The sequence below is a fragment of the Pseudarthrobacter albicanus genome (genome assembly GCF_018224015.1).
Classification (GTDB): domain Bacteria; phylum Actinomycetota; class Actinomycetes; order Actinomycetales; family Micrococcaceae; genus Arthrobacter; species Arthrobacter albicanus.
Genome location: NZ_JAGPOT010000056.1, coordinates 1 through 21,759, shown reverse-complemented (window position 1 = coordinate 21,759; position 21,759 = coordinate 1). Strand labels below are relative to the sequence as shown.

Annotated in this window: 22 protein-coding genes and 4 pseudogenes; 7 read left to right on the top strand and 19 right to left on the bottom strand. The window is 64.5% G+C overall.

Going from position 1 to position 21,759, the window contains the following annotated elements; translation table 11 throughout:
* Positions 1-614: 614 nt before the first annotated feature.
* Positions 615-1,669, top strand: a pseudogene (locus J9611_RS13505) (IS110 family RNA-guided transposase); the annotation flags it as partial.
* A gap of 51 nt (positions 1,670-1,720) precedes the next feature.
* Here J9611_RS13505 and J9611_RS13500 read toward each other — a convergent pair.
* Entirely contained in the window at positions 1,721-2,539 is an 819-nt protein-coding gene (locus J9611_RS13500; RefSeq protein WP_211880868.1) for a DMT family transporter, read from the bottom strand.
* Positions 2,540-2,636: 97 nt separating this feature from the next.
* On the opposite strand from J9611_RS13500, the gene J9611_RS13495 reads away from it, so the two are divergent.
* Positions 2,637-3,260 carry a helix-turn-helix domain-containing protein gene (locus J9611_RS13495; RefSeq protein ID WP_211880867.1) on the top strand — a complete coding sequence of 208 codons (624 nt, stop codon included), beginning with the start codon at positions 2,637-2,639 and terminating at the stop codon, positions 3,258-3,260.
* 19 nt (positions 3,261-3,279) lie between these two features.
* On the opposite strand, the pseudogene J9611_RS13490 reads toward J9611_RS13495, so the two are convergent.
* The 3 genes and pseudogenes from J9611_RS13490 to J9611_RS22775 all read right to left on the bottom strand — a co-directional run.
* Positions 3,280-3,648: pseudogene (locus tag J9611_RS13490) on the bottom strand (IS21 family transposase); the annotation flags it as partial.
* A 526-nt stretch (positions 3,649-4,174) separates the two neighbouring features.
* A complete protein-coding gene (locus tag J9611_RS13485; protein ID WP_211880865.1) occupies positions 4,175-5,500 on the bottom strand; it encodes a benzoate/H(+) symporter BenE family transporter in 1,326 nt (441 codons plus the stop codon).
* A gap of 110 nt (positions 5,501-5,610) precedes the next feature.
* Positions 5,611-5,787 carry an antitoxin gene (locus tag J9611_RS22775; RefSeq protein WP_211880863.1) on the bottom strand — a complete coding sequence of 59 codons (177 nt, stop codon included), beginning with the start codon at positions 5,785-5,787 and terminating at the stop codon, positions 5,611-5,613.
* Positions 5,788-5,830: 43 nt separating this feature from the next.
* On the opposite strand from J9611_RS22775, the pseudogene J9611_RS13475 reads away from it, so the two are divergent.
* Positions 5,831-6,157, top strand: a pseudogene (locus J9611_RS13475) (transposase); the annotation flags it as partial.
* Positions 6,158-6,399: 242 nt separating this feature from the next.
* On the opposite strand, the gene J9611_RS13470 reads toward J9611_RS13475, so the two are convergent.
* From J9611_RS13470 to J9611_RS22540, 3 genes are read right to left on the bottom strand one after another with little or no spacing between them, the layout of a single operon-like run.
* Positions 6,400-7,149: a hypothetical protein gene (locus tag J9611_RS13470; RefSeq protein ID WP_211880861.1), complete on the bottom strand. Its 750-nt coding sequence runs from the start codon at positions 7,147-7,149 to the stop codon at positions 6,400-6,402.
* 9 nt (positions 7,150-7,158) lie between these two features.
* A complete protein-coding gene (locus tag J9611_RS13465; RefSeq protein WP_211880859.1) occupies positions 7,159-8,757 on the bottom strand; it encodes a relaxase/mobilization nuclease domain-containing protein in 1,599 nt (532 codons plus the stop codon).
* A 7-nt stretch (positions 8,758-8,764) separates the two neighbouring features.
* The gene (locus tag J9611_RS22540) at positions 8,765-9,160 is read right to left on the bottom strand and encodes a plasmid mobilization protein (RefSeq protein ID WP_307857103.1); all 396 of its coding nucleotides are present in this window, start codon (positions 9,158-9,160) and stop codon (positions 8,765-8,767) included.
* Between the two features lie 501 nt (positions 9,161-9,661).
* Here J9611_RS22540 and J9611_RS13455 point away from each other — a divergent pair.
* Positions 9,662-9,970, top strand: coding sequence for a hypothetical protein (locus J9611_RS13455; RefSeq protein WP_211880857.1), 309 nt, complete (start codon positions 9,662-9,664; stop codon positions 9,968-9,970).
* 344 nt (positions 9,971-10,314) lie between these two features.
* Here J9611_RS13455 and J9611_RS13450 read toward each other — a convergent pair whose 3' ends face one another.
* From J9611_RS13450 to ssb, 4 genes are all read right to left on the bottom strand, one after another.
* Entirely contained in the window at positions 10,315-10,605 is a 291-nt protein-coding gene (locus tag J9611_RS13450; RefSeq protein ID WP_211880855.1) for a helix-turn-helix domain-containing protein, read from the bottom strand.
* 2 nt (positions 10,606-10,607) lie between these two features.
* Positions 10,608-10,871 carry a ParB family protein gene (locus J9611_RS13445; protein WP_211880854.1) on the bottom strand — a complete coding sequence of 88 codons (264 nt, stop codon included), beginning with the start codon at positions 10,869-10,871 and terminating at the stop codon, positions 10,608-10,610.
* A complete protein-coding gene (locus tag J9611_RS13440) occupies positions 10,868-11,479 on the bottom strand; it encodes a DNA-binding protein (protein ID WP_211880853.1) in 612 nt (203 codons plus the stop codon). Before J9611_RS13440 ends, J9611_RS13445 begins: the two co-directional genes overlap by 4 nt.
* A 66-nt stretch (positions 11,480-11,545) precedes the next feature.
* Complete coding sequence (gene ssb / locus J9611_RS13435; RefSeq protein WP_211880852.1) at positions 11,546-12,055, bottom strand: single-stranded DNA-binding protein; 510 nt, start codon at positions 12,053-12,055, stop codon at positions 11,546-11,548.
* 129 nt (positions 12,056-12,184) lie between these two features.
* On the opposite strand from ssb, the gene J9611_RS13430 reads away from it, so the two are divergent.
* From J9611_RS13430 to J9611_RS13420, 3 genes are all read left to right on the top strand, one after another.
* The gene (locus J9611_RS13430) at positions 12,185-13,270 is read left to right on the top strand and encodes a tyrosine-type recombinase/integrase (protein ID WP_211880851.1); all 1,086 of its coding nucleotides are present in this window, start codon (positions 12,185-12,187) and stop codon (positions 13,268-13,270) included.
* Between the two features lie 22 nt (positions 13,271-13,292).
* A complete protein-coding gene (locus tag J9611_RS13425; RefSeq protein WP_372447790.1) occupies positions 13,293-13,586 on the top strand; it encodes a helix-turn-helix domain-containing protein in 294 nt (97 codons plus the stop codon).
* 314 nt (positions 13,587-13,900) lie between these two features.
* Positions 13,901-15,274: a hypothetical protein gene (locus J9611_RS13420; RefSeq protein WP_211880849.1), complete on the top strand. Its 1,374-nt coding sequence runs from the start codon at positions 13,901-13,903 to the stop codon at positions 15,272-15,274.
* A gap of 927 nt (positions 15,275-16,201) precedes the next feature.
* Here J9611_RS13420 and J9611_RS13415 read toward each other — a convergent pair.
* From J9611_RS13415 to J9611_RS13380, 8 genes and pseudogenes are all read right to left on the bottom strand, one after another.
* Positions 16,202-16,465 (bottom strand): ParB family protein, encoded by a 264-nt coding sequence (locus tag J9611_RS13415; RefSeq protein ID WP_211880847.1) that lies wholly within the window; start codon positions 16,463-16,465, stop codon positions 16,202-16,204.
* Positions 16,466-16,471: 6 nt separating this feature from the next.
* Entirely contained in the window at positions 16,472-17,020 is a 549-nt protein-coding gene (locus tag J9611_RS13410) for a single-stranded DNA-binding protein (RefSeq protein WP_211880845.1), read from the bottom strand.
* Between the two features lie 26 nt (positions 17,021-17,046).
* Positions 17,047-17,322, bottom strand: coding sequence for a glutaredoxin family protein (locus J9611_RS13405; protein ID WP_211880843.1), 276 nt, complete (start codon positions 17,320-17,322; stop codon positions 17,047-17,049).
* A 280-nt stretch (positions 17,323-17,602) separates the two neighbouring features.
* Positions 17,603-18,271, bottom strand: a complete 669-nt coding sequence (locus J9611_RS13400; protein ID WP_211880842.1) for a tyrosine-type recombinase/integrase — start codon at positions 18,269-18,271, stop codon at positions 17,603-17,605.
* Complete coding sequence (locus tag J9611_RS13395) at positions 18,268-19,686, bottom strand: hypothetical protein (protein ID WP_211880841.1); 1,419 nt, start codon at positions 19,684-19,686, stop codon at positions 18,268-18,270. The genes J9611_RS13400 and J9611_RS13395 overlap by 4 nt, the downstream gene beginning before the upstream one ends.
* 214 nt (positions 19,687-19,900) lie before the next feature.
* Positions 19,901-20,437 (bottom strand): tyrosine-type recombinase/integrase, encoded by a 537-nt coding sequence (locus J9611_RS13390; RefSeq protein ID WP_211880840.1) that lies wholly within the window; start codon positions 20,435-20,437, stop codon positions 19,901-19,903.
* Between the two features lie 10 nt (positions 20,438-20,447).
* A complete protein-coding gene (locus tag J9611_RS13385; RefSeq protein ID WP_211880839.1) occupies positions 20,448-21,086 on the bottom strand; it encodes a site-specific integrase in 639 nt (212 codons plus the stop codon).
* Between the two features lie 55 nt (positions 21,087-21,141).
* Positions 21,142-21,759: pseudogene (locus J9611_RS13380) on the bottom strand (ParB/RepB/Spo0J family partition protein); the annotation flags it as partial.

Genomic DNA, 21,759 nt, shown 5'->3' with positions numbered 1-21,759 from the left:
AGCGATACCCAGATGGCAGCCCTGCCCATCACCCGCCATGAATTCCACGGCGACTGGAACTACACCCTCCAACCCGCCAAAACACCATAACCGCGTGTTATTTACTGGCAAGCCCTAACCCCGGGAATCCAGGGGTTCGCTGGTAACGGTTGTCGTGTACGCGCCAAAGTAACGGGTACTTCCCTTCGCGATACACCACGCCTGCAAAACCGTCGCCGCTGACCAAGAACTGCGCCCGGTTGTAGGGCTCAAGGCTGGGACCGATTCTGTTGGAATATCGCGCTAGCGTCGGATATTTCACTTTTTCACAGCCTGTGAGTCTTGGTTTGGCTGGTCTGTGACCGGCTGGCAGGGTTGGCATTGGTCGCTCTGCTCTGGTCGTGACTCATCACAAGCCTGGCCCCGTTGGGTGCCTTTGGGGTGAATCGTCCGTCTGGAACGAAGCGACCGGCACCTTCCCGGCCCACACCGAAGGCTTGATTAGAAGATTGCCCAGCCCCCTTGCGGGTTGTGGCCCATCACAGGACTGCCTCGGCGTGACCTTCCCACGGGCTGACGCTGGCCGCACCGCGGCCAAAGCATCTGCCGGTAATGAGAAAGGAACCTCGGCCATGATGAGCACCGTCGCACATTTCTACCCGTTCGTCATTGGCGTGGATACCCACGCCCGCACCCATACCTATGCCGTGCTTGCTGCCAACGGCGCACATTTGGGAACCGAAGCGTTCCCCAACACCCACGCGGGCAGGACGCGCGATCGCCTGGGCATCCCGCCGCGCTGGAGGCGACCTTGAAGCCCTCTGGGCCATCGAAGGGACCGGAAGCTACGGGGCACTGCTCGCCGGCACGGTCGCGCGGACTGGATACCGCGTGGTGGAAGCACCCAGGGTCAGGGCCTACGCATCAGCACGTCGCGGGGCAGGGAAATCCGATCCGTTGGACGCTGGCGCGATCGCCGCGTCAGTTCTCGAGCTCGAACAATCCCAGTTGCGCAATCCCCGACACGACGATGGCGTCCGTGCTGCACTGCGAGTCTTGGTCTCAACGCGGGAGCAGATGACGATCGAGCGCACTGCGAAGGTCAACGCCCTCACTGCCCTCTTGCGCACTGTCGATCTTGGCGTCGACGCACGCAGACCCCTCACCGATACCAAAATCACTGAGATCTCTCACTGGCGCGTCCGCGATGAGCCCCTTGCCGCTGCCACCGCCCGGGCCGAGGCTCTCCGGCTCGCCAAACGCATCACCGCTCTTGATTCCGAGCTCAAGGACAACCACGCCCGTACCACCGAGCTCCTCGAAGCTAGCCCTGCCGCTCCCTTGCTCGAGGAGACCGGTATTGGTCCTGTCACCGCCGCAGTCGTTTACACGGCGTGGTCGCATCTGGGCCGACTGCGATCCGAGGCCGCCTTCGCCGCTCTCGCTGGAGTAAGCCCGATTCCCGCATCCTCGGGAAACACCACTAGGCACCGGCTAAACCGGGGCGGTGACAGACGCCTCAACAGAGCCCTGCATTTGGCCACGGGTCGTCAGAACGGTCCATGACCCCGCTACCCGCGCCTACGCTGAACGCAGGAAATCTGAAGGCAAGAGCACACGCGAGATCCGGCGGTGCCTCAAGCGGTACCTGGCCCGCCATCTTTACCGCGCCCTGAATGCACTCCACGCTGCTACTGAACGGGTGCGACCGGAGACGGGCCCCGGCCTGCCGTTTCTGGTGTTAGCTGACAATGAAGAGGACACCGGTGAGGGCCGCGGCGACGCCGGCGAGTTGGGTGCGGGAGAGCCGTTCGTGAAGCTGGACATAGGCAAGCCCCACCGTGACCAGCGGATAAAGGCTGCTGAGGATGGCGACGGAGGAGAGTGCCCCGTTGAGTGTGGCAAGGGTGAAAGCGAGGTTGGCTGCGGTATCGAGCACGCCGATGAGGGCAACTCCGGGCAGCTGACGGATTGATACCGCCGGCCGGAGGACCACAGCGATCAGGGCGAAAACCGCAACGCTGGTAAACCTGCTGGCGGAAACCCCTGTAAGGGCATCGATTTGGCCTGCCTGATGGAGGAAGACCAGCTGGAGGCCGAGGAAGAAGGCCGCGGCGACGGCCAGCCCCACGCTCAGACGATGGTCCCGGATCGGCGCACCGGTCCTTTGGCGGCTTGCCAGCACCACCCCGACCAGAGCGAGGACGATCCCGCCGACGGCCACCGGCCCCGGACGTTCGCCGATGAGAAATCCCCCGATAACAGGAACAGCGGCGGACGTGGCGACAATCGGGGCGACGATGCTCATCGTCCCGACGGCGAGGGCCCGATAGAAGCAGGCGAGGCTGCCCAGGCTCGTGACGCCGGCGGCGACTCCCCAGCCGACGGCTCCGAGATCAAGGTGCCGGCCGAAGGCCGCAACGAGGACCAGCCCAAGGAGACCGGCCAGCTGACTGAAAAGCATGACTGTCAGCAGCGGCAGGCGGCGCGAGGCCTTCCCGGCGAGGAAGTCGGCCGTGCCCCACAGAAGCGATGCCGCCAGTGACAGGGCAATACCCATTGAGATATCCAATCCATTGCCCGGACCGCACGTCGGTGCAACCCCAGGGAAACCAATAGTGCATCTTAATGCACTATTGGAAGGTTAGCATGAGGGAATGGACCTCGAAGGCATGACAGCGGCAATAGGGAAGGCCGTGCGGACTGCACGCCTGGCCCAGGGTTGGAACCTTGACCACCTCGCGGAGCGGGCCGGCGTGAGCCGCCGGATGCTGGTGCAGGTCGAGCAGGGACAATCCAACCCCACCATTGCCTCCCTTCTCGCCCTCTCCGACGCCCTGGGCTTTGGGCTACCCCAGCTCATGGCTGTCACGAACGAACCCAACCTGGCAGTCACCCGGAATCGCCACGCTCCGGTTCTCTGGCAAGGACACTCCGGGGGCCACGCCCGGCTGGTCGCCGGAACCGCTCCGCCGAACGTCGTGGAACTCTGGGACTGGACCCTGGAACCCGGCGACAGCTATGACGGCGGACCGCACACGCCCGGAACCCGCGAACTCATCCAGGTCCGTGAGGGCGCGGTGCGGCTGACCGTCGGGGATCACACCGAAATCCTGAACACCGGGGATTCCGCCTCATTCACCGGAACTCTGCCGCACACCTACGCCTGGAGCCAACCTGACAATGAGCAGACATCGGCTCCAATCACCGCCCGGTTCACGCTCGTCGTCCTGGAACCAGTCCTTCGGGAACCCGCGGGAAAAGAACCAGAAGGCCCGTAGACCACAACCAGGCGCGCCAGGCGCCCGGGGCATGCTCCTGCGGGACGAAAACCTCCACCCGGCGGCCAGCCTCCACATCGATCTGGGCCCGGCGGACCCGAACATAGTCACGCACGGTCGAATACGACAGCTCCTCCGCGTCGTGCTCCTCAATGAGCCGGGCCAGGATCCGGCGGGCGGTATGGCGCTGCTTTCGCGGCGCGGTGGTGTCCTCGATCAGCATCGCGTCGATCGCCGCTTTGAACGACTCCAGCCGCCGGGCCACGACTTGTCTTGGCTTGCGTGGCGGAGGGGTGGCTGATTCCAGAGCCTGCCGCACCGTCCGCGGGTGAACTTTGTGTCTGGCCGCCCTTCGAATCAGCGCGAACAACTCCACTCTCGACTCCATCCAGACCAGCCTTCCGCCGCATCCATCCACTGATGAATCCAACGTTGAAGGCGGGGCCACATATAACCGTCACAAGCTGCCCGGCGAGTCACGAAGTGGGGCCAGAAATAACCCCGTCCTACCGGGGCCATCCAAACCTGTCATAGTCATAAGTTCATAGACCAACCCTAAATGCCGTATGTTCTCTCGGGTGCACGGAAGGCGGCTGTAGCGGCAGCCAACAGGCCCGTCAACCGGACACCGGGCCCGTCGACGGCTGAACAGAAACGCCACCCGGCGGCTGGCCGGGGGGCGTGTCTCGGAGTGCTGCTGTGCTGGCGGTCACAGGCCTGCGAGCTGCGGGTGTTTCAGTTCCCGGAGTCCTTACGATCTTGGTTGTCTGAGTTGTTGTTGCCGTCACCGTTTTTGATTGGCTGATCCGCTCGACCGGAGCCACGCAGGTCGGCTCAACGTGACAGATGTGCTGTGCCCGACCGTCTACCAGCACCACAGGTATTTGGCTCGACGACCTCTACACCCGGGCCACCTAGGCGGGTCTTCCGGCGGCTGCGCGGGAGCCGGCCGCGGCGTCGGCCTCCGCCTCGGCGGCCGCACCGATGGACGCTCCGGCGGAATGGAGGGGTTCCCTGTGCCGGCTGGCCAGCACCCAGCGCACCAGGAGCCCGGCGAGCAAGGCCCAGAAGGCCGCGCCGATGCCGGCAAAGCTGAGCCCCGAGGCGGCCATCAGGAAGGTCACGACGGCGCCAATGCGCTCGTGCGGATCGTGCAGTGCCGCGGCAATCGCCGAGGCCAGGGTGCCCAGAAGCGCTAGCCCGGCGACGGCCTCCACCAGCCCGGCCGGGGCCGCGGCCACGAGGCTCACCAGCGCCGCCGAGGTGGCCGCGAGCACCAGATAGGCGCAGCCGGAGCTGAAGGCGGCAATCCAGCGCCGCTTCGGATCATGGCCCGCCTCCTCGCCCGCGGCCAGGGCCGCGCTGAGCGCAGCCAGGTTGATGGCGTGCCCGCCAAACGGTGCACCCAGCGCCGTGCCCACGCCGGTGACCACCATGGAGGATTTCCAGGGCGTGGTGAAGCCGAAGGATTTCAACACGGCCACGCCCGGAATGTTCTGCGACGCCATGGTGACGATGAACAGCGGCAGCGCGATGCCGGCCAATCCCTGCAGGCTAAAGCCCGGCGTGGTCCATTCGAAGGCCGGCAGCAGCGGCGCGCCGGCCAGGCTGGCCCCGGTCGCCAGCAGGTAGATGCCAATGACGGCCAGTGCCACGGCCAACGCCACCGGTACCGCCCAGCGCGAGGCCAGCTTCATCACCACCAGCCAGCTGATGACCACGGGCGCCACCAGCAGGGGGGTGGGCCCCAGGGCTTTGAACGGCGCCAGGCAGAGCGAGAGCAGCACCCCGGCGAGCATGGCCTGGGCCAGTGCCACCGGAATCCGGCCGATCAGCGTCCCCAGAGCGGGAACCAGCCCCGTCAGCACGATCATGGCCCCCACGGCGAGGAACGCGCCCACGGCGGCGGGCCAGCCGCCGTCGACCATTCCCGTGCTGGCCAGCAGCGCCGCACCGGGCGTGGACCAGGCCAGCGTCACAGGCACCTTGCTGCGCCAGGAAAGCAGCAGCACGCCCAGGCTGAAGGTGACGGTCAGGGCAAGCAGGCCGGAGGCGGCCTGCGCGTCCGTGGCGCCCACGGCCTTTAGCCCCGCCAGAACCACGGCGAACGATGATGTAAAGCCCACCAATGCCGTGACGACGCCGGCCACCACCTGGCGGGAGATGCCCTGCTCGGACGCGGGGTGCCTGGAGGCGGGTTCTGCACGCGTTGTTGGGGCGGCATTGGCGTTGTGCTGCATGGGAGGGGAGTTCCTGTTCATGTGGTGATAAAGCGCAAAGTAAGCCGGCGCCACCTCTTGGCAGGACCGGCGTCGCTTTGACGCAATCCATAGGGCGTAGGCTTCAAGGCCTACTGGTTCGGCGTTACTTCGCCGGAGGCAGCGTTGCCGCCGAGTCCGTCCACGAAGCTGGAGGCCGCATTCTCGGCGCCGTCGATCTGGTCCTTGAACTTATCACCGGTTTTGTCACCGATGAAGTCTCCGGCCTTCTCGATGCCGTCCCTGGCTGCATCCTCGTGGCCGTGCATCAGCTCCTCGGCGCTGCCCGTGATGAGGGAGGACTGATTGAGGTCGTGGTCGCATTTGGGCCGGGTGCGTTCTGAGGCCGCTTTCGCCGCTCTCGCTGGAGTAGGCCCGATTCCCGCATCCTCGGGAAACACCACTCGGCACAGGCTAAATCGGGGCGGTGACAGACGTCTGAACAGAGCCCTACATTTGGCCACGGTCGTTAGAACGGTCCATGATCCCGCTACCCGTGCCTACATGGAACGCAGGAAATCTGAAGGCAAGAGCACACGCGAGATCCGGCGGTGCCTCAAGCGGTACCTGGCCCGCCATCTTTACCGCGCCCTGAATGCACTCCACGCTGCTACTGAAGCGATCCCAATCGCAGCTTGACAGATATAGAAGATTCACCCCATGTAGGTCATGGTCAGTCTTTCGGGTTGAGCTTTGGCCCTCTACGTGGCCCTGTCATCTAGTAGGTGTGCGGTTGGTTCCCAAAATTTGCAGCCCCGACAGCGGCTGGCTCCGAGGGGTCACCTGGTAGGTGTGCGGCCGCTCTCCAAGATGTGCGGGTCCTGGCAAACAAAAAAAGGAGGACCGCCGTTGGCGGTCCTCCTTTTTGGTGACTACGAGACTCAGCGTTCGAGTCCTCCGCGTTCCAGTGTCCTGCCTTTGCCGCTTTGCTTGGCCATCTTTGATGTCTTGGCCAGCGATGGTTTCTGCGCAACGGCGGCCGAGGGGTGGGTGCCCTGGTGCTTATCTGCCAAGAGCCGCGAGTTTACGGCTTCGCGGTCGCCCCTGCCTTCCAGGCCTTCGGCCAGCTGCTGGCGTCGTTCGGCGGAGTCCCATGCCGGTCCGCCCCTTGCTTCCCGGTCCTGTCGGTTGGCGCCGGCAACGGCTGCGCCGGCCACTACTTCATCGGTGCGCGCGGCCGATGCTTTGGTCCGTTCATTTTCGGCTTCGGATCGGGTCTGCTGTGCCCGGGCGAGGGCCGCGGAAACGGATGCCTCGTCCGCTCCGGTGTTGTTCACGTCGATGCCGTAACGGCTCTGCATCTGGTCCCTGATTTTCTCGGATGCCTGGGCAGCCTCGGGGTCGCAGGCCTTCCATGCCGTGGCGGTCTCGTGAACCCGTTCGATCATTTCGGGAGTGGCTTTTTCCCACCAGTCCTCGCGGCCGGCCGGTGCCAGCTGGGCCCGGGCCGCAGCGCGCTGGGCGTCAAAGCGTTCCTGCAGCTCCCGGGCTCGTTGTTCCTCTGCTGCGGCGATGGTGCGCTGTTCCTGTTCGCGCATTCTGGCAAGCTGCTCTCCGATGCGGCTGGCCACCATCAGCCCGGTCCGCATCGCCCCGTCCACTGCATCTTCCATTCCGTCTGCTTCGCTCATGCTCTTCCCCTATCGCTCGATGCCTGGATTGTTCTGCCGGCGGGTCTCTTCGGCCCGCGACTCGGCTCCGTGCAGCTGCGCTGCATCCGGTCTGGTCAAAACGGGAGGCAGCGGTGACCCGCCGCGTGAACGTTCGACCAGCAGCCTCGATCTAAGGGCTTCCTCGGAAGCTTCCGGGTGCTGTTGGCGCAGCGTCTCCATCGACAGCGGCTGCGCCTGGATTGTCTGGGCGGTGGCGCTGGCTTCGACAACCTTGCTGGCCGCCCGGACGGCTGTGGCAAGACCCCGGACACGGCGCAGATCGTCGGTGGCCTTGTGCATGTCGTGGATGGCTCTTGCTGTCTGGGCGAGCTGCCGGAACATGAGGGCATAGGCGGCGCGGTCGCTCTTGGACGTGGCGGCCAGGAGGATCATGGTGGCCCCGCGTGCGGACGGCAAGGACACTGCCGGGCGTGACGGGTAACGGCGCAGCTGGGCGGACTTGGCGAGTTCTCTGGCGGCGTCCGCCAGCGGTCCCGGCGTCGGTTCAATCCGCTTGGACCAGGCACCGAACGCCGCCGATGTCTCGCGGGCTGCCTGCGCCCAGGCGGCGTAATCATCATGCGGGGTGGTGGCCAGTTTCTCCCGGAGGGAACTGACGTCATTGGCGTACTTGCTCCACAGCGCGGCCGATGGCTGCAGCGTCTCCCGGCCAGGGCTTACCGGCCGGCGGTTGCGCGCCGCAGCGTTCCATTCCGCGACAGCGGAAGCCGCTGACTCCGGGGTGCTCTCCCACTCAGCCCGGAGCTTGGGCAACGCCAGGTCACGTCCCAGAGAGTTGCCGCCAAACCACACGGCTCGCTCTCCCTTGCGGGGGCGTTCGGCCACGGAGTAGCCGGTCACGACCTCGGTACGGCCGGCTTCGTAGCGGGGGCGCACGAGCATTCCCTCCTGGCGTGCGCGGCGGATGAACTCTGCCTCATCTGTCGACGCTCCGGCGCAGGTGCGCACCTTGCGGGCGAGGCTGTGGCGCTCGACTTCCGGCAGTCCCTGTCGGATGGCTTTAGACTGTTCAGCCGGGGTGAATCCGCGCTCGGCACGCAGGGTCCCGACAGCGTTCAGTCCGTACTTCTTCTCCAGTGTCCTGGCCGCCTGCTGGGACTTGTACTTGCTCTTCCAGCTGTTCCATTTGGTGCCGTCGTCCCGGACCATGCTGGCCACGATGTGGATGTGGTCGTTGCCGTTCTTGCTCAGCCCGTGGCGGACGGCGACCCACCGGGCGGGGGCCTTGCCGCCGTCCTCGGTGAAGTCCATTTCCTTCATGAAATCGTTCGCGATCGCACCCCATCGCTCGTCGCTGAGCTGGCCTTCTTCCGCGGCCAAACTCAGTGAGCAGTGGAAGACGTGTCCGCCGTCTACTTCGGTTTCGAAAAACTGCTTGGCCCGGTCGAGTGCGTTGGCAATATCGAGGGCAGCGTCGCGGTTCAGCTCGTTGTCGTCGTGCCAGGCCATGAGTGCCGAATCGCCGGCAACGAGGTGCGGTTCTTCGTGTTCGTTTGCACGTCCCGGGCCCGCGAGGTAGATCATCAGACCCGCCATGCGGTCGCCCTGGGTAATGTTCGGAATCACGGTGAACTTACCGCCCGGCCATGTCGGCGAGCTGACGGTCGATCCGGATGATGACAGCCCGTGCGTGGGCGATGGAAGCGGCAGCCTCTGCCGGCACTTCGCCCGTCGCATTCGCGTGCTTGGCGATCTGGTTGATGTTGTTCGCCACGGTACCGACGAGACGTTGCAGCGTTGAGAGCTGCATGAACTGATCGCGCCGCTCCGATGGATTCTCTGTGCCCTCGCTGAGCGCGGCCTCGATCAAGAGTCGCGGGATGGTCACGCGGTGCTTTTCCGCCAGGGCGAGAAGCTGGGCTTCCTCCTCCGGACTGACCTTGACCTCGTGGCGGTGCATCCGACCGCCGTGAACATTGGCCCGGCGGCGACGGGACTTCCAACCGGCGAAGCCGTTGCCTTCACTCACTTGTCCCGCCCTTCGTAATTGCCAGCGCAGCGAACCCGTAAACCCGGGGACCACACTGACAAGTGTGCCAAATCCGAGACGACAAGTCGAGGATCGAGCCAACTTAGCCGTGCTAAGTTACCAGCTTGCTCAGTACTTTTTGCCGTTTGCCTGCCCGTTTCAGTAAGTCAGCGGTCCTGCAAGGCCGGCGATACCGGCGCGCATGGAAATTGCTCAGTCCTTTTTGCCGTTTGCCTGCCCGTTTCAGTAAGTCAGCGGTCCTGCAAGGCCGGCGATACCGGCGCGCATGGACATTGCTCAGTCCTTTTTGCCGTTTGCCTGCCCGTTGCAGTAAGTCAGCGGTCCAGCAAGGCCGGCGATACCGGCGCGCATGGAAATTGCTCAGTCCTTTTTGCCGTTTGCCTGCCCGTTTCAGTAAGTCAGCGGTCCTGCAAGGCCGGCGATACCGGCGCGCATGGAAATTGCCCGTCATAGGTCGTACCGGCGGGCTAGGCTGAACGCATGGCAACCATCGATATTGAACAGACACGTAACCAGGCCAAGGCACTCCTGAACTCACGCATCGAGTCTGTAACCGCACTGGTCAAGACCCGGCAGCGGATCACCGACCTGCGGGAACAGCTCGCCGAAGCAGAACGCGAAGACAAGCGCGCCTATGTGCGCGCCACCAAGGACGGATGGAGCCCGGAGGAGCTGAAGAAGCTGGGTCTCGAATCCGGCGCCGCAGCACGCCGCCGGAAGACATCGAGCCGCGCCACGAGCGACAGCGCCGCAGCCCCTACAGAGGACGACAGCCACAGCGCACAGTAGCCTTGCCCCTCGCCCGCATGTGCACGGCAAAAGCTAAAGCCTCCGGGCTTTTCCCGCACACACCCCGACGACGGGACCCAGCCGACCGGCTGCACACAACCGCCAGGGAACCCTGCGAGGATCCATCACCACGGCGCACCGGCGATCATGCACAGCCTGGACACACAGGTGGGCACCAACGGCAGACTCTCCCATGGTCCAAGACGCCCCGTTCCCCGGCCGTCGTTGCCGCGTCGGGTCCGGTTCTTTTTAGCCATAGACGACACGGAAGTTCCGGTTCGCGGACACGGCGAAGGCCAGCACCTTTTCGAGGTGCCGGCCTTCGTTCTTTCTTCAGCTGCTGGTCAGTCTTCGGCCGCGACGTCATCTTCCTGGACCTGGCCGGCGGCAATGCGCTCGGCGGTCTTCGCGAAGGCCGCGTCGATGTACGCCATCAGGTCACTCTCCCGAACCCGCCACACACCCCTTCCACCGAATTGCCCGGCGGGCAGTTCTCCGCTGCGAACCAGCGAATAGACGAGTGAGCCCTTCACGTTCAGGACCTCCTGGACCTGCTCCAGTGTCAGCATCCTGGGGAACACCGGACCCTTCGTGGGCGCGGGGAAATTGTCGTTGTCCTCAATCCTTGTGGGCATCTCTATTCGACCTCGTTCCGGTGTTGCAGTTCGTCCCTGGTGCGCTGCCCGCGGCGGAGTGAACCGGCCGGGGCCGGCTCCCATTTCCTGCCATGGTTGTGCTTGCGCTGGAGGCGTTTCACTTCACGCATCGTCGCACGGACGATGAAGTCCGACACGCTCACATCCCCCTCCACGTGCCCGGCGGCCAGGAACGCGGCTCGGACCTGCCCGGCCTCGTCCTCGGTGAAGTAGGGAGTGAACGCCGCGATTTTTTTCATGCTCATTGATCCTCAATGTGATCAGCACCCTGGTCCGCGGCACTCGGCCGGGCCGGGGCGATGCGTGCCAGCAGAGCCTCGTAGGCTGCCTGCATGGCGGTGTCCCTGGCGTCGGCAGCAGCGAGCTTCGTTGCGGTCTCCGCCGCCTCTGCGGCAACGGCCCGCTCCGTGGCCCGGGATTCCTCCACCTCGGCGGCGAGGACCGCCAACTGGCCCTGCAACTCCTCGACCCGCGTGGCCAGTGCGGACACAGCCGTGTCCTTCTCCTCAGTGAGCCGGTCCAAGTCCGCGACCAGCTCCGCGATCTCGGCATCCCGGTCCTTGCGTTCCTGCGCCCATGTCGCTTCCACGGACGCATGCCGCGCGTCCGCCAATCCGGAGGCCTCGGCCCAGGCCGTTCCGGCCAGGCGCGCCGCCGCTTCCAGTAACGTCGCCGGCGTCGCGGCCAGCTGACTGCCGGCAGCCTGCCGCTCGTCGGACCACTCCTTCAAGTAGCGCGTCGCGTCGGCATTGCTCACCCCCGCGGCCGCGCGCACGGTGGAAACGGTTGGGCGCCGCTCGGCGCTGATCTTTTCAGCGGCGGCGTACACACGGTCTTTCACGCTCTCGGTCATGCGCATTCCCGTCGAAAAAGTAGTAGTAGTGATACTACTCCTACTACTCGGTTTTGTCGCCGCTTGTCAGATGGCTGGTTCGGTTGCTGCGCCCGGAACGGGGATCCGGCCGCCGGGGTTGGCGTCGATACCGAACCACGGGTCATCGTCCGCGTACTCCCGGCTGCTGATGCTCATACTTTCGGCGGGGTGCGGTTGCTCCTGCCCGGCTCCGCTTTGCGCAGCATCCGGTCGGCCGCCCCGGGTCTGGTGGACGTCCTCGGCCGCGTACCGCAGGGACGGGCCGATCTCCTCGACTTCGAGTTCAATCACGGTGCGCGTCTCCCCCGTCTTCGTCTCGTACGTGCGGGACGTCAACAACCCCGTTGCGATCACCCGGGTGCCTTTGGTCAGGGACTCCGCGACGTGCTCGGCCGCCTCCCGCCAGACGCTGGCCCGCAGGAACAACGTCTCCCCATCCACCCAATCGTTGGCCTTCCGGTCGAACGTCCTGGGCGTGGAAGCGATGGTGTAGTTGGCGTGCGTCCCGCCGGATGTCGCAACTGTCGTGGGTTCCCCAACGTCCCTCGTATGCATGCGCCTACTCTGGCCGGGCCAGCAAGCCATTTCCGCCGATCATCAAAGAAATGAGATTTTGTCAGAATTCCTGAAGGATATATCCTTTTCCTGATTATTGTTCAGTCTGGGTGAAGTGAGGCACGTTTGGTGAAGCTGGCCGTCGTGCGCCCGGCCATAGCCAGCCGGTCTCTGTCGCCTCAGGAACTGGACGACTTCGAGCAAGAGCTGGTTGATCAGTTCGCTCTTGCCGCAGCCGCCTCGGGAATCACGGATGACCACATCACGCAGGAACGCTCGGTGATTTTCGCGTTTCTCCGGTTCCTCGGGAACCATCTCTGGACCGCCCGGCCGGAGGACGTGGACAGGTTCCTGAACCGGGAACGAAAGGTGCGGGGGCTGGCCAAGAGCACCGTGCACTCCAAAGCAGGGACGCTCGCACGATTCTTTGATTTCCTGACGGGCCGATACCAGGGCGAAATCCATAAGCTCACCGGTCATGTGGTCGCCCAGCCCGTTGACGAGTTCAACCGGCCGGCAAAGGCTGACTATGGTGGCATGATCCGCGTCCCTCCCTCCGGAAGCGAGGTGGAAGCACTGTTTACGGAATGGCGAGAGTCGCTACCGGGGTCGCGCAAGTATCTGCCCGCTGCCCGCGATTACCTCGCCGCATCGCTATGGCGCCGCGTCGGGCTGCGGATCAACGAAACGGTCATGCTCGATATCCGCGACTGGCGGCCCGATTTGGGTGAACGCGGGAAGCTGCACGTACGTTTCGGCAAGGGCAGCATGGGCCGGGGGCCCAAGACGCGCATGGTGCCTGCGATCAATGGTGTCGATGATCTGCTGAACTGGTGGCTCATCGATGTCCGCCACCAGTTCGGCGACGACTGGGACGACCCGGACGCGCCGCTGCTGCCCAGTGAGCGCCGCGACCATGAACTCAGGCGGAACCGGCGGGCCGGTGACGACGCATTGAGATCCGGATTCGCCAGGGCCGTGAACACTTGGCTGCCCGACTGGTCGGGCCGGCTGACGCCCCACGGGATGCGTCATTTCTGCGCCTCGTCGATGTACGAACGTGGACTTGATCTCAAGGCTATCCAGGACCTGCTCGGGCATGAATGGCTTTCCACAACAACCCGCTACATCCATGTCCACGACAATCATGTTGAAGCAGCATGGGCTGTAACCAACGACCGAGTCGCCCTGCGATGGGGAACTGGAACGAGGTGAACTGATGCGTTGGAATCTGCGCATGAAGGCAGCTGAACGAGGCGTCTGGAAATCGACCGAACTGCGTCGACGGCTGGCCGATGCCGGCCTGGAAATCAGTGCGGGAAAGATGTCGGCCCTTTGGACCGGGACGCCGACGACGATCCGGCTGGACGACCTCGACATCGTCTGCGACGTCCTGGACTGCGAGCCGAATGACCTGCTCATCCGTGAACCCGCGGTGGTCGCGGCCCGCCGGCCGGTCAGGGCCAACGTCGCCGCGGGCGGGACGGTCACGCCCAGACTCGGGCGGAACCGCACCCTGCCTCCAGCGTGAGTGCACCACGTACCTGCCCAAAATGCTCTGAAAGGCCGGTCGCAACAGCCGGGCACTCCCACTGCTACCAGTGCCTGCCGGGAGGCCCGTTTACGCCCCCGCCGTGCCGCAAATGCGGTGCGACGACGCTGTATTTTTCCGGCGGGTTATGCCGGCGGTGTCACCGTTTCGCACCCCACATAATCGACAGCTGCGTCGACTGCCTCGGCTGGGGCGTCACACGCACGAGCGGCTGGCTGTGCGAGGGCTGCCGGGGCTGGCGACGCCGGTTCAAGGCTACGGGCTCCTGCCAGTGCTGCCGCGAAACCAAGGCAGTGAACCTCGACGGATTCTGCCGCCTTTGCTGGCGCACCGCGGTCGGTGCACGTCCCCACGGCACCGGCCCATCCGTCATCGAGATGAACCGCCACGGGCAGCAGCTGTTCTTCGTGGATCTGTTCCGCCAGAACGGCCGTTCCGCTTCGGGTCCGGAAACTCCGTCGACACCACCCCATCACTATCCAGTGGCCCACGCGCAGCTGACGCTCATGGACGTTCCCCTGGAACTCGCACGCATCAGCACCCCTCCGGTCCCACCAGATACCGTGTTTGCCGGGCTGCTGGATCGTGCCGCCCGCGAGCATGCCAGCGCCCATGGATGGAGCAAGACCCGGCTCAATACGACCCGAAAGGGCCTCCTGATCCTGGCCTGCGCACAGGACACACCCGGCGCGGCCATTGCGGCCAGCGAGGTCGCCGAGCTGGACTCGACCGCTTACAACCGACAGCCGATCCTGGACGTCCTCGATGCAGCCGGTCTGCTTCGGGACGACCGGCAACCTCCGATAGTCGCTTGGTTCGCCCGCCAGATCATGGGACTTCCCGGACCCATCACCGAGGAACTTCAGATGTGGTTCGACACGATGATCCACGGGCGCACCGCTCCCCCGCGGTCCCGACCGCGCGCACCGGTCACCATCCGCGTTCGCGTCCGGTCCGCGCTCCCTGCGGTTCAGACGTGGGCAGCGGAAGGCCACACCTCCTTGCGTGAAATAGCCCGTGCAGACATCGACCGGGCGCTGCCCGCCCAAGGGAGTGCCCGGGCACTGACGGGATCGGCGCTGCGTTCGCTGTTCCGCACCCTTAAGGCCCAACGGGCCGTCTTCACCGATCCCACCACCCACACCAAGACCGGCAGCCCGGAAACGCGCACACCGCTGCCGATCAACGAAACCGCAATGCGCACCGCCCTGGAATCCGACAGCCCGGCACAAGCAGCCTTGGCCACACTGATCGGCTACCACGCTTTGCGCAGCGGGCAAGTCCGCGCCCTGCTCCTCACGGACGTCCGCGACGGCAGGCTCTACCTGCCCGACCGCACCGTGCTGCTGGCGCAGCCGGCCCGCCGCTGCCTCACCGCCTGGCTGGACTACCGGAACACCCAATGGCCCGGGAGCATCAACCCGCACCTGCTGGTCAACATTCAAACCGCCGTCCGAACTACCCAAGTCAGCCACGTCTGGATCAACAGCACCCTCGGCATGTCCGCCCAGGCCCTCCGCGAAGACCGGATCCTGGACGAAGCCCAGGCAACACAAGACATCCGCAGGCTCTGCGATCTCTTCGGCCTCAGCGTCCCCGCCGCCGAACGCTATCTAACAACCGATCACCCTTCGCTCATGACTGCGACTGACAATGCCCGGACGTAGCAGCGTTGGCGCGAGTCCCAAACCCTCGCCGGCTGAATGGCGCCACCCCTTGCAGGTTCGGAACGTCCTTGGACCGCGCCGAATTTTGCTATGCCCTGCGCCAGGTCATGCCGGTCCAGCCCGAGGGATGTTGCTCAGTAGGGCGTCGATCCCCGTGCCTTGAACCAACTCAAGTTGCACCTTGTCGGATGGGTGGAGAAAGTGTCGCCGCCCGGCCTGGGAGAGGTCGACATTGATGGGGCCCGGAAAGTCATCCATGCGGGCCAAGTGGCATGGTTGCCCCGCTCCCGGCAGAAACCGGTTCGGGGACCGGCCGACGTCCATATGCACCGAATCGGGACAGCGGAGTGTAGGGCAGCAGAAGCGCTGACAGCTCCTGGGCACGGCCCTCAGTGGCTACGGCTCACCCACCCCGGGCCAGGGAGAGCCACACGGCGATGATTGCCACAAGCCCAACTGCGTAGACCGTTATCTCCACCAGCAGGTCTGTACGGTTTCGGCGCGCCATGCGGGCTCCCCAACCAGTTCCTGAGGTGTCGGCGAGTCGTTCCCAAGCCAGCCTGCGGGTTTCAGGATCGTTCGCAGCTTTTGCCACGTCAGTATCAATCCACTGGATGGGGGTCCAGCCCGAAGAGCGCCCGTCTCCGGTCAGCACTTCTCTAAGGAGCTTCCGGAATGCATCATCGCGGGTGCTTCCTGGTCGGTGCATGAACCACGATTCATAACGTGCGTGTCGTTGAAGAACGTAGTCATACAGCTCTGCCGCAGCGGGTTCAAGCAGTCCACGCAAGCGCGTGGCGGGTTGTCTCTTCATGGTCACCTATGTCCTGTCCTACCGTGCGGCGAATATCAATGCCGACAATTCCGATCGGGCATGCCGGGTTCCGAACAGCGGCCGTGGGCGTGATTGAGCCTTGTTACCATCACCTACGGTCCGTCATGCCGGAGTCGAATTTCCTCACGGGTGCGCTGTCCGCGCCGCAGGACCCCGCCCGGGGCCGGGGCCCATTTCCTGCCCCGGTTGTGCCGGCGCTGCAGCCTTTTCACTTCACGCATCGTAGCGGCCACGATGAGGTCCGACACGGATGCGTACCCTTCCGGGTAGCCGGCGGCGAGGAACGCCGCGCGGACCTGGCCGGTTTCTTCCTCCGTGAAGTACGGCGTGAAGGCCGCGACCTTCTTAGGCCCCACCGCTCATCACCACGCCGGCTCACCTGCGGGGCCCGGAACATTGATCCAGCCAGCCGGGTTCGCTTCCTTGCCAAACCATGGGTCGTCATCCGCGAACTGCGCTGCAGGTTCACCAACCGGCCGGTAAGTGTCGTCCCCGTCGCCATCGACGACGCCCTGGCGGGCGCTGCGGCTGCGGGTGACCGTCGCGGTCGCATACCGCAGGGAGGGGCCGATTTCTTCGACTTCGAGTTCGATCACGGTCCGAGTCTCCCCTTCCTTCGTCTCGTAGGTCCGGGACTTCAACAGCCCGGAAACAATAACCCGGGTGCCTTTGGTGAGGGATTCCGCGACGTGCTCGGCTGCGTCCCGCCAGATGCTGGCCCGGAGGAACAATGTCTCACCGTCCACCCATTCGTTGGCCTGCCGATCGAAGGTCCTGGGCGTGGAGGCAAGGGTGAAGTTCGCGACCGGAATGCCTTCAGAATTCCCGAACTCACGGGAAACGGGGGTGAACCGCAGCTCGGGGTCGGTGGTGAGGTTTCCGATGACGGTAATGCTGGTATCGCCTGACATTGGTGACGTTCCTCCTCTGCTGGTTTCTACGCTTCTCGGACGCGGCGGCCGGCGGATTCGATGGTGATGATCTGCTCGATCCCGCCCGGGTTCAGTCCTGACCAGTGGTTCTCCGTGCCGTCCTTGTCGTGGACGACGACCGGGACCTGAGAGTAGCCGAGCTCTTCGGTGATGTACTCGAAAGCGCCTTCGTTGGTGGTGACGTCCACCTCGTGGAACGCGATGCCGGCCTCCGCGAACTTCTGCTTGGTCTTGGCACAGCCAAAGCATCCGGCGGGCTTGGTGTAGATGGTGAGAGTCATTTTCAGTCCTCGGTTTCGTATCACGTTGGTTAGGTTCGACTGCCTGACTTGCTACCTCAATTCTAACAATCATTCAACTGAATGCATAGGCTTTTCACCCCTAAATCTAGAGGGTTTTGTCCAGAAGTATGACCAAATCACCCTGAGCCCCGTCCGGGAACCAGGCGCCAGCCGCCATGCATCTTGGTCCTCGGAATAGAGCCGCAGTAAGAGCCGGGGCCCTCCCCGATGAGGGGACATCCTGGTTGCGTGACACCCGGCTCCACTGCGTCGTCCATGGCTATGTTTTAGCGCTCGAATCCTCCGTCACGTGAGTAACTTGGCGCGGGTCCGGATGATGCTTGCTGCTAATCTCGTCCAGGCGCCCGATCATGACAGGGTCAACTTGGAGCATGGGACAGCGGATGCAGGCGTGTTCATGCTCGCAGGGTGTGGCGTAGGGGCGCCCGCAGTTACCAAGCTCAACCTTGCGTTTATCAAAGTGCTTCTCGAACTCGTCCCATTCCGTCACGGTGGCCGCCCGGTATTCCCTGACGGGGCGGGCGGCACGGCGGCCGGCGAGGTGGGTCTGGTAGTGGCGGATGACGTCTTCTTGGAAGACGGTGACGTAGCCGTGGGTGGTCTGCACGTCCAGGTGCCCCAGGAGTGCGGCGCCGATGTGGATTGGCAGGCCGTGGTTCACGAGGTCGGTGGCGAATAGGCGGCGGAAGTCGTGCGGGGTGAACCGGCAGCCGGTCAGCTCGGGGCGTTCGACGGTCAGGGCATCGCTGAGCTTGGCCAGTTCATCGCGCAGGGTTCCCGGGTTAATGACCTCGGTGCGCTGTCCGATGGTGCGTTGGAAAAGGAAGGGCTGGGGGTCGCTTGTGATTCGCTCGTACTGGTCAAAGCGCGTCGCTAACGGCACGTCCCTGCGGTTCCGGGTGAGGCGGCGGATGATCGTTGCGATCACATGAACAATTCCGCCGTCATCGGGATTACGCGTTCACGGTCGCTTTTGGAGGGGGCAACAACCAGCAGGGCCACGACTTCAGCGTTGGGTCGGACGTACTGCCGGATGCTCAACTGGGACAGCTCCAGGAGTTCTTCACAGCGCAGCCCTTGGTGCCGCAAGGTCTCCACTGCCGCCCATTGCCAGAACGTGGCATCTTCGGTGAACGTGACGTTGATCTTCCGTCCGGTCGACTCATCGCGTACCCGGATGTTAGCCCGGCCGTGGATCTCGGCATGCCGGGCGTCACCAACGGTGAATAGGCGCCGGTAGCGCTTGGCTCCGACGGTCAGTTCCTGGTCTGGTTTGGCGTCCGTCGCTGCCTTCAGGAGGTCATGGAAGTGGTCCCGGCGGGCGGTAACCGCGGCGACGAAGGCCGGAAGGACTGGTTGAAGCCGGCGTATGCGGGCGTCCATGCGTTCTTTGGCTCTGCGGTTCGCTTTCGCCCGCGACCTGGTTTCCCTGCCGCTGATGGGGCAGGGTGCCACCCACCGTGCCCAGCGTTCTGGTTCCTGCGCTGCCCAGCCTTGGATGTCAAGGTAGAAGGCCCGGATGTTTGTCATGACCGCGTGCGCGCTTAGACGCGGCTTACCGTCGCGGCGGATCTCGAGGACAGCCCGCCATCTCTCATAGTGCTCCGGTGTAAGGGCGAGGTCCTTCTGGACAGGGTTGACCTTTAGGAGCCCGGTCCAGAACTTCTCGCAGAGGTCCCCTGCGATATCCCGCAACGTCGAGTAGTCGATGTCATGGCTGCGGCGGGTCAGGTAAGCGACGAAAAGCGCGTGAATGTCCGGGTCGGCGATGTTGTGCCGGTCAACAAGCTCCGCGGGAGTCATGGCCGGGGACCGCATCGCTCCTCGCAACGTGGCGGGAACGTGCTTGGGGAAGTGTCCGGATTCTGCCATGAGCCGCCAAGCAAGGTGACCGACATAGGACTCGTAGCCGGCGCCCCAGCCGCCTTCCCGGGTGGCGATCGCGTAATGAAGCAGCGCTTCGGGACTCAGATCGGCGAAAGCAATGCCCTGGGTCGTCAACGCCGCGGCAACATCGAAGCGGGCACAACGTTTGAAATGCCCCGAGGTGTCGTGCTTGTCGACCAACGCCAGAAACCGCTCCAGATCTGGGTCGTTCTGGGCAGCTTCGAAATGCTCGTGGTAGCGCACGAAGCTGTTGACCCGGAACGCTGCCAAAGACGGCCTGATCACGCGAAGGCAGCACAGGAGCAGGAGCGAATGGCCCAGTTCCCCGTCCAGACGGAGATTCCCTGTACTCAACTCCCTGATCCGGCGCTTGCCGTCGTTCAGGCCCGAGGCGATCCACCGTTCCTGCCATGTCTTGCCAGGGTGTTCTCCGAGGTAGCCGAGCAGCCACCTCAATCCCGCGCAGCGCAGCGAGCACCTGGGTTGAGACCTCGGCCAAATCACATCGACCAGCCCGTTGATCATCTCCAGAGTCGCTGTGTCGAGGTCCCCCTGCGGGCGCGGCGGGACCGCCGGCGGAGTTGCCGGAGCGGGGGTGATGACGCTGCGGGTCCGCTTCCTGCCAGCAGATGCCGGCTCCAGCTGCCGCTGCTGGGGGTGTCGGAGAGCCCTAACCACCGAACACCACCGTGAAGTCATCGGCGTCGTAAACAGGCGTCAGCGTCGGTTCCGGGCGGGGGGCGGCAAAGTGCTCCTGCACTTTTTGAAAGACTTCGTCTATCCGCGGCCGCAGGTAGGGTGCCATTGATGACACGCGCCGGTGGCGGGTCACGGCCATCACCTCGGGCAGCGTCAGTTTCGGATCGGACACCATCCGGTCGATCGTCGTGTGCCGCAGATCGTGCAGCGACCAGTCCGTCCCAAGTACGGCATTCGCACGCTGCAGGACACGCCGGGCCGCGTGATAATTCAGCGGTCGCGGCGTTCCGTGCAGGGCCCGCCAGATCAGTTCACCACGTCCTGGAGTGCCGTGCTCATGAAAGTACGCCGCCAAATACTGTAAGGACTCCGGTGAGGCAGGAACCGGTTCAAGTGCCCGGGACCCTTTTGAAATAACCCAGACGCGCTGCCCGGCCCAGTCCACCTGGTCGCCTCTGACCCCGAGTAGTTCGCTCGCCCGGGCACCCGATGACAAGTAAAGGCTCACGAGCGCCCGGTCACGACTGGTCCCGAAGTGCACCGATCAGCTCATCGACAAGATCATCCGGAATCGATCGCGGCGCCAAAACGGCCGTCTTCTGCCGCAACGGCGCACGGCGCAGCCCCGGCGTCTCCTCCATTGGACTGCGGTGCGCCAGCCGTGCCCGGCGGCCAGGGCTCTCCGGCACCGGATTCATCACGGGTCCGCGACCAAACCGGGCGTGGAACGCATAGAACGAAGCAAGAACAGCCAATGCGTGATTAATCGTCGATGGCGCATATCCCCCAGCCAGCGGCCGCTTCCCGGTCCGGGGGTTCATCAGCCGGGTCCCGTTCTGTCGCCGCTGAGGATTCACGCCCGAGCGCATCCAGCCAACCAGAACTTCAACCTCCAGACGGCCCGCTTGGTCCCAGGGAACACCGATCAGCTGCAACACCCGCCACCAGCGCAACAGGTCATTCCCGTACGAACGCACCGTCAGCGGGCTCATGTCCGTCAACACGAGATCGCTAAGAAATACCGAGAACACCTCGATCTCCCGGTCCGCTTCATCGACCACTGCGTACGGCAGCAGGCCCGTCGCGTTTTGACGGACCGCGCCGATGCGCGGCAATCCGATCTGTCCCTCGAGCAGCTTCAGTTGCATTTCGTCCACGATGACCACCTCTCTGGAGACTGCGGATCAGCCTCTGAAGTTCAGTCAACAGGACGCTCTCCATCTCGCGGTTGTTCGCGATCAGGGTCTTCCGTTCGACTTTCTGTTCCTCGGTCATCGGGCCTTTCTGGGTCTGGGTGCCGCCGTCGTAGCGTTCGTACCTCGGGGTGAAGCCCAGGTCCTTCCAGCCGGTGATGACGGGCTTGGCGTTGTGTTGGCCCCGGTAGTCGGTGCTGATCAGGCAGGCGTTGGCGTCCTCGTCCGTGGGCCGATTCCCCGTCGGCCCGCTTCGCGGCCGAGACGTACAGGTTCTCTTCGTCGGCGTAGTGTCCGGCGTCCTCCACGACGGTCATGCCTTGGGCTTCCAGTTCCTCGATGAGCGTCGCGAGGGCGGCGGCGCTGTCGCGGCGGTCGCGCAGCTGCTGGGCGACGTGGAGGAGCTGATGGGGTTCGTCCGCGATGACGGATTCCAATTCCTCGGTCGCGTCCTGGTTCCCTTCAAACTCGGCCATGATGAGGGCTTCGTCGATGGTGTATCCCTTGCCGAGGGCGGCGGCTCCGGCGTTCGAGGATTTGGCTTTCAGTGCCCCTTCCACGGTGGTTTTGGTGCGCCCGGTTTTCTTGGCGATAGCGGCCGCTGAAACGCCGATCAGCGATAGCTGGTGGTAGGCGG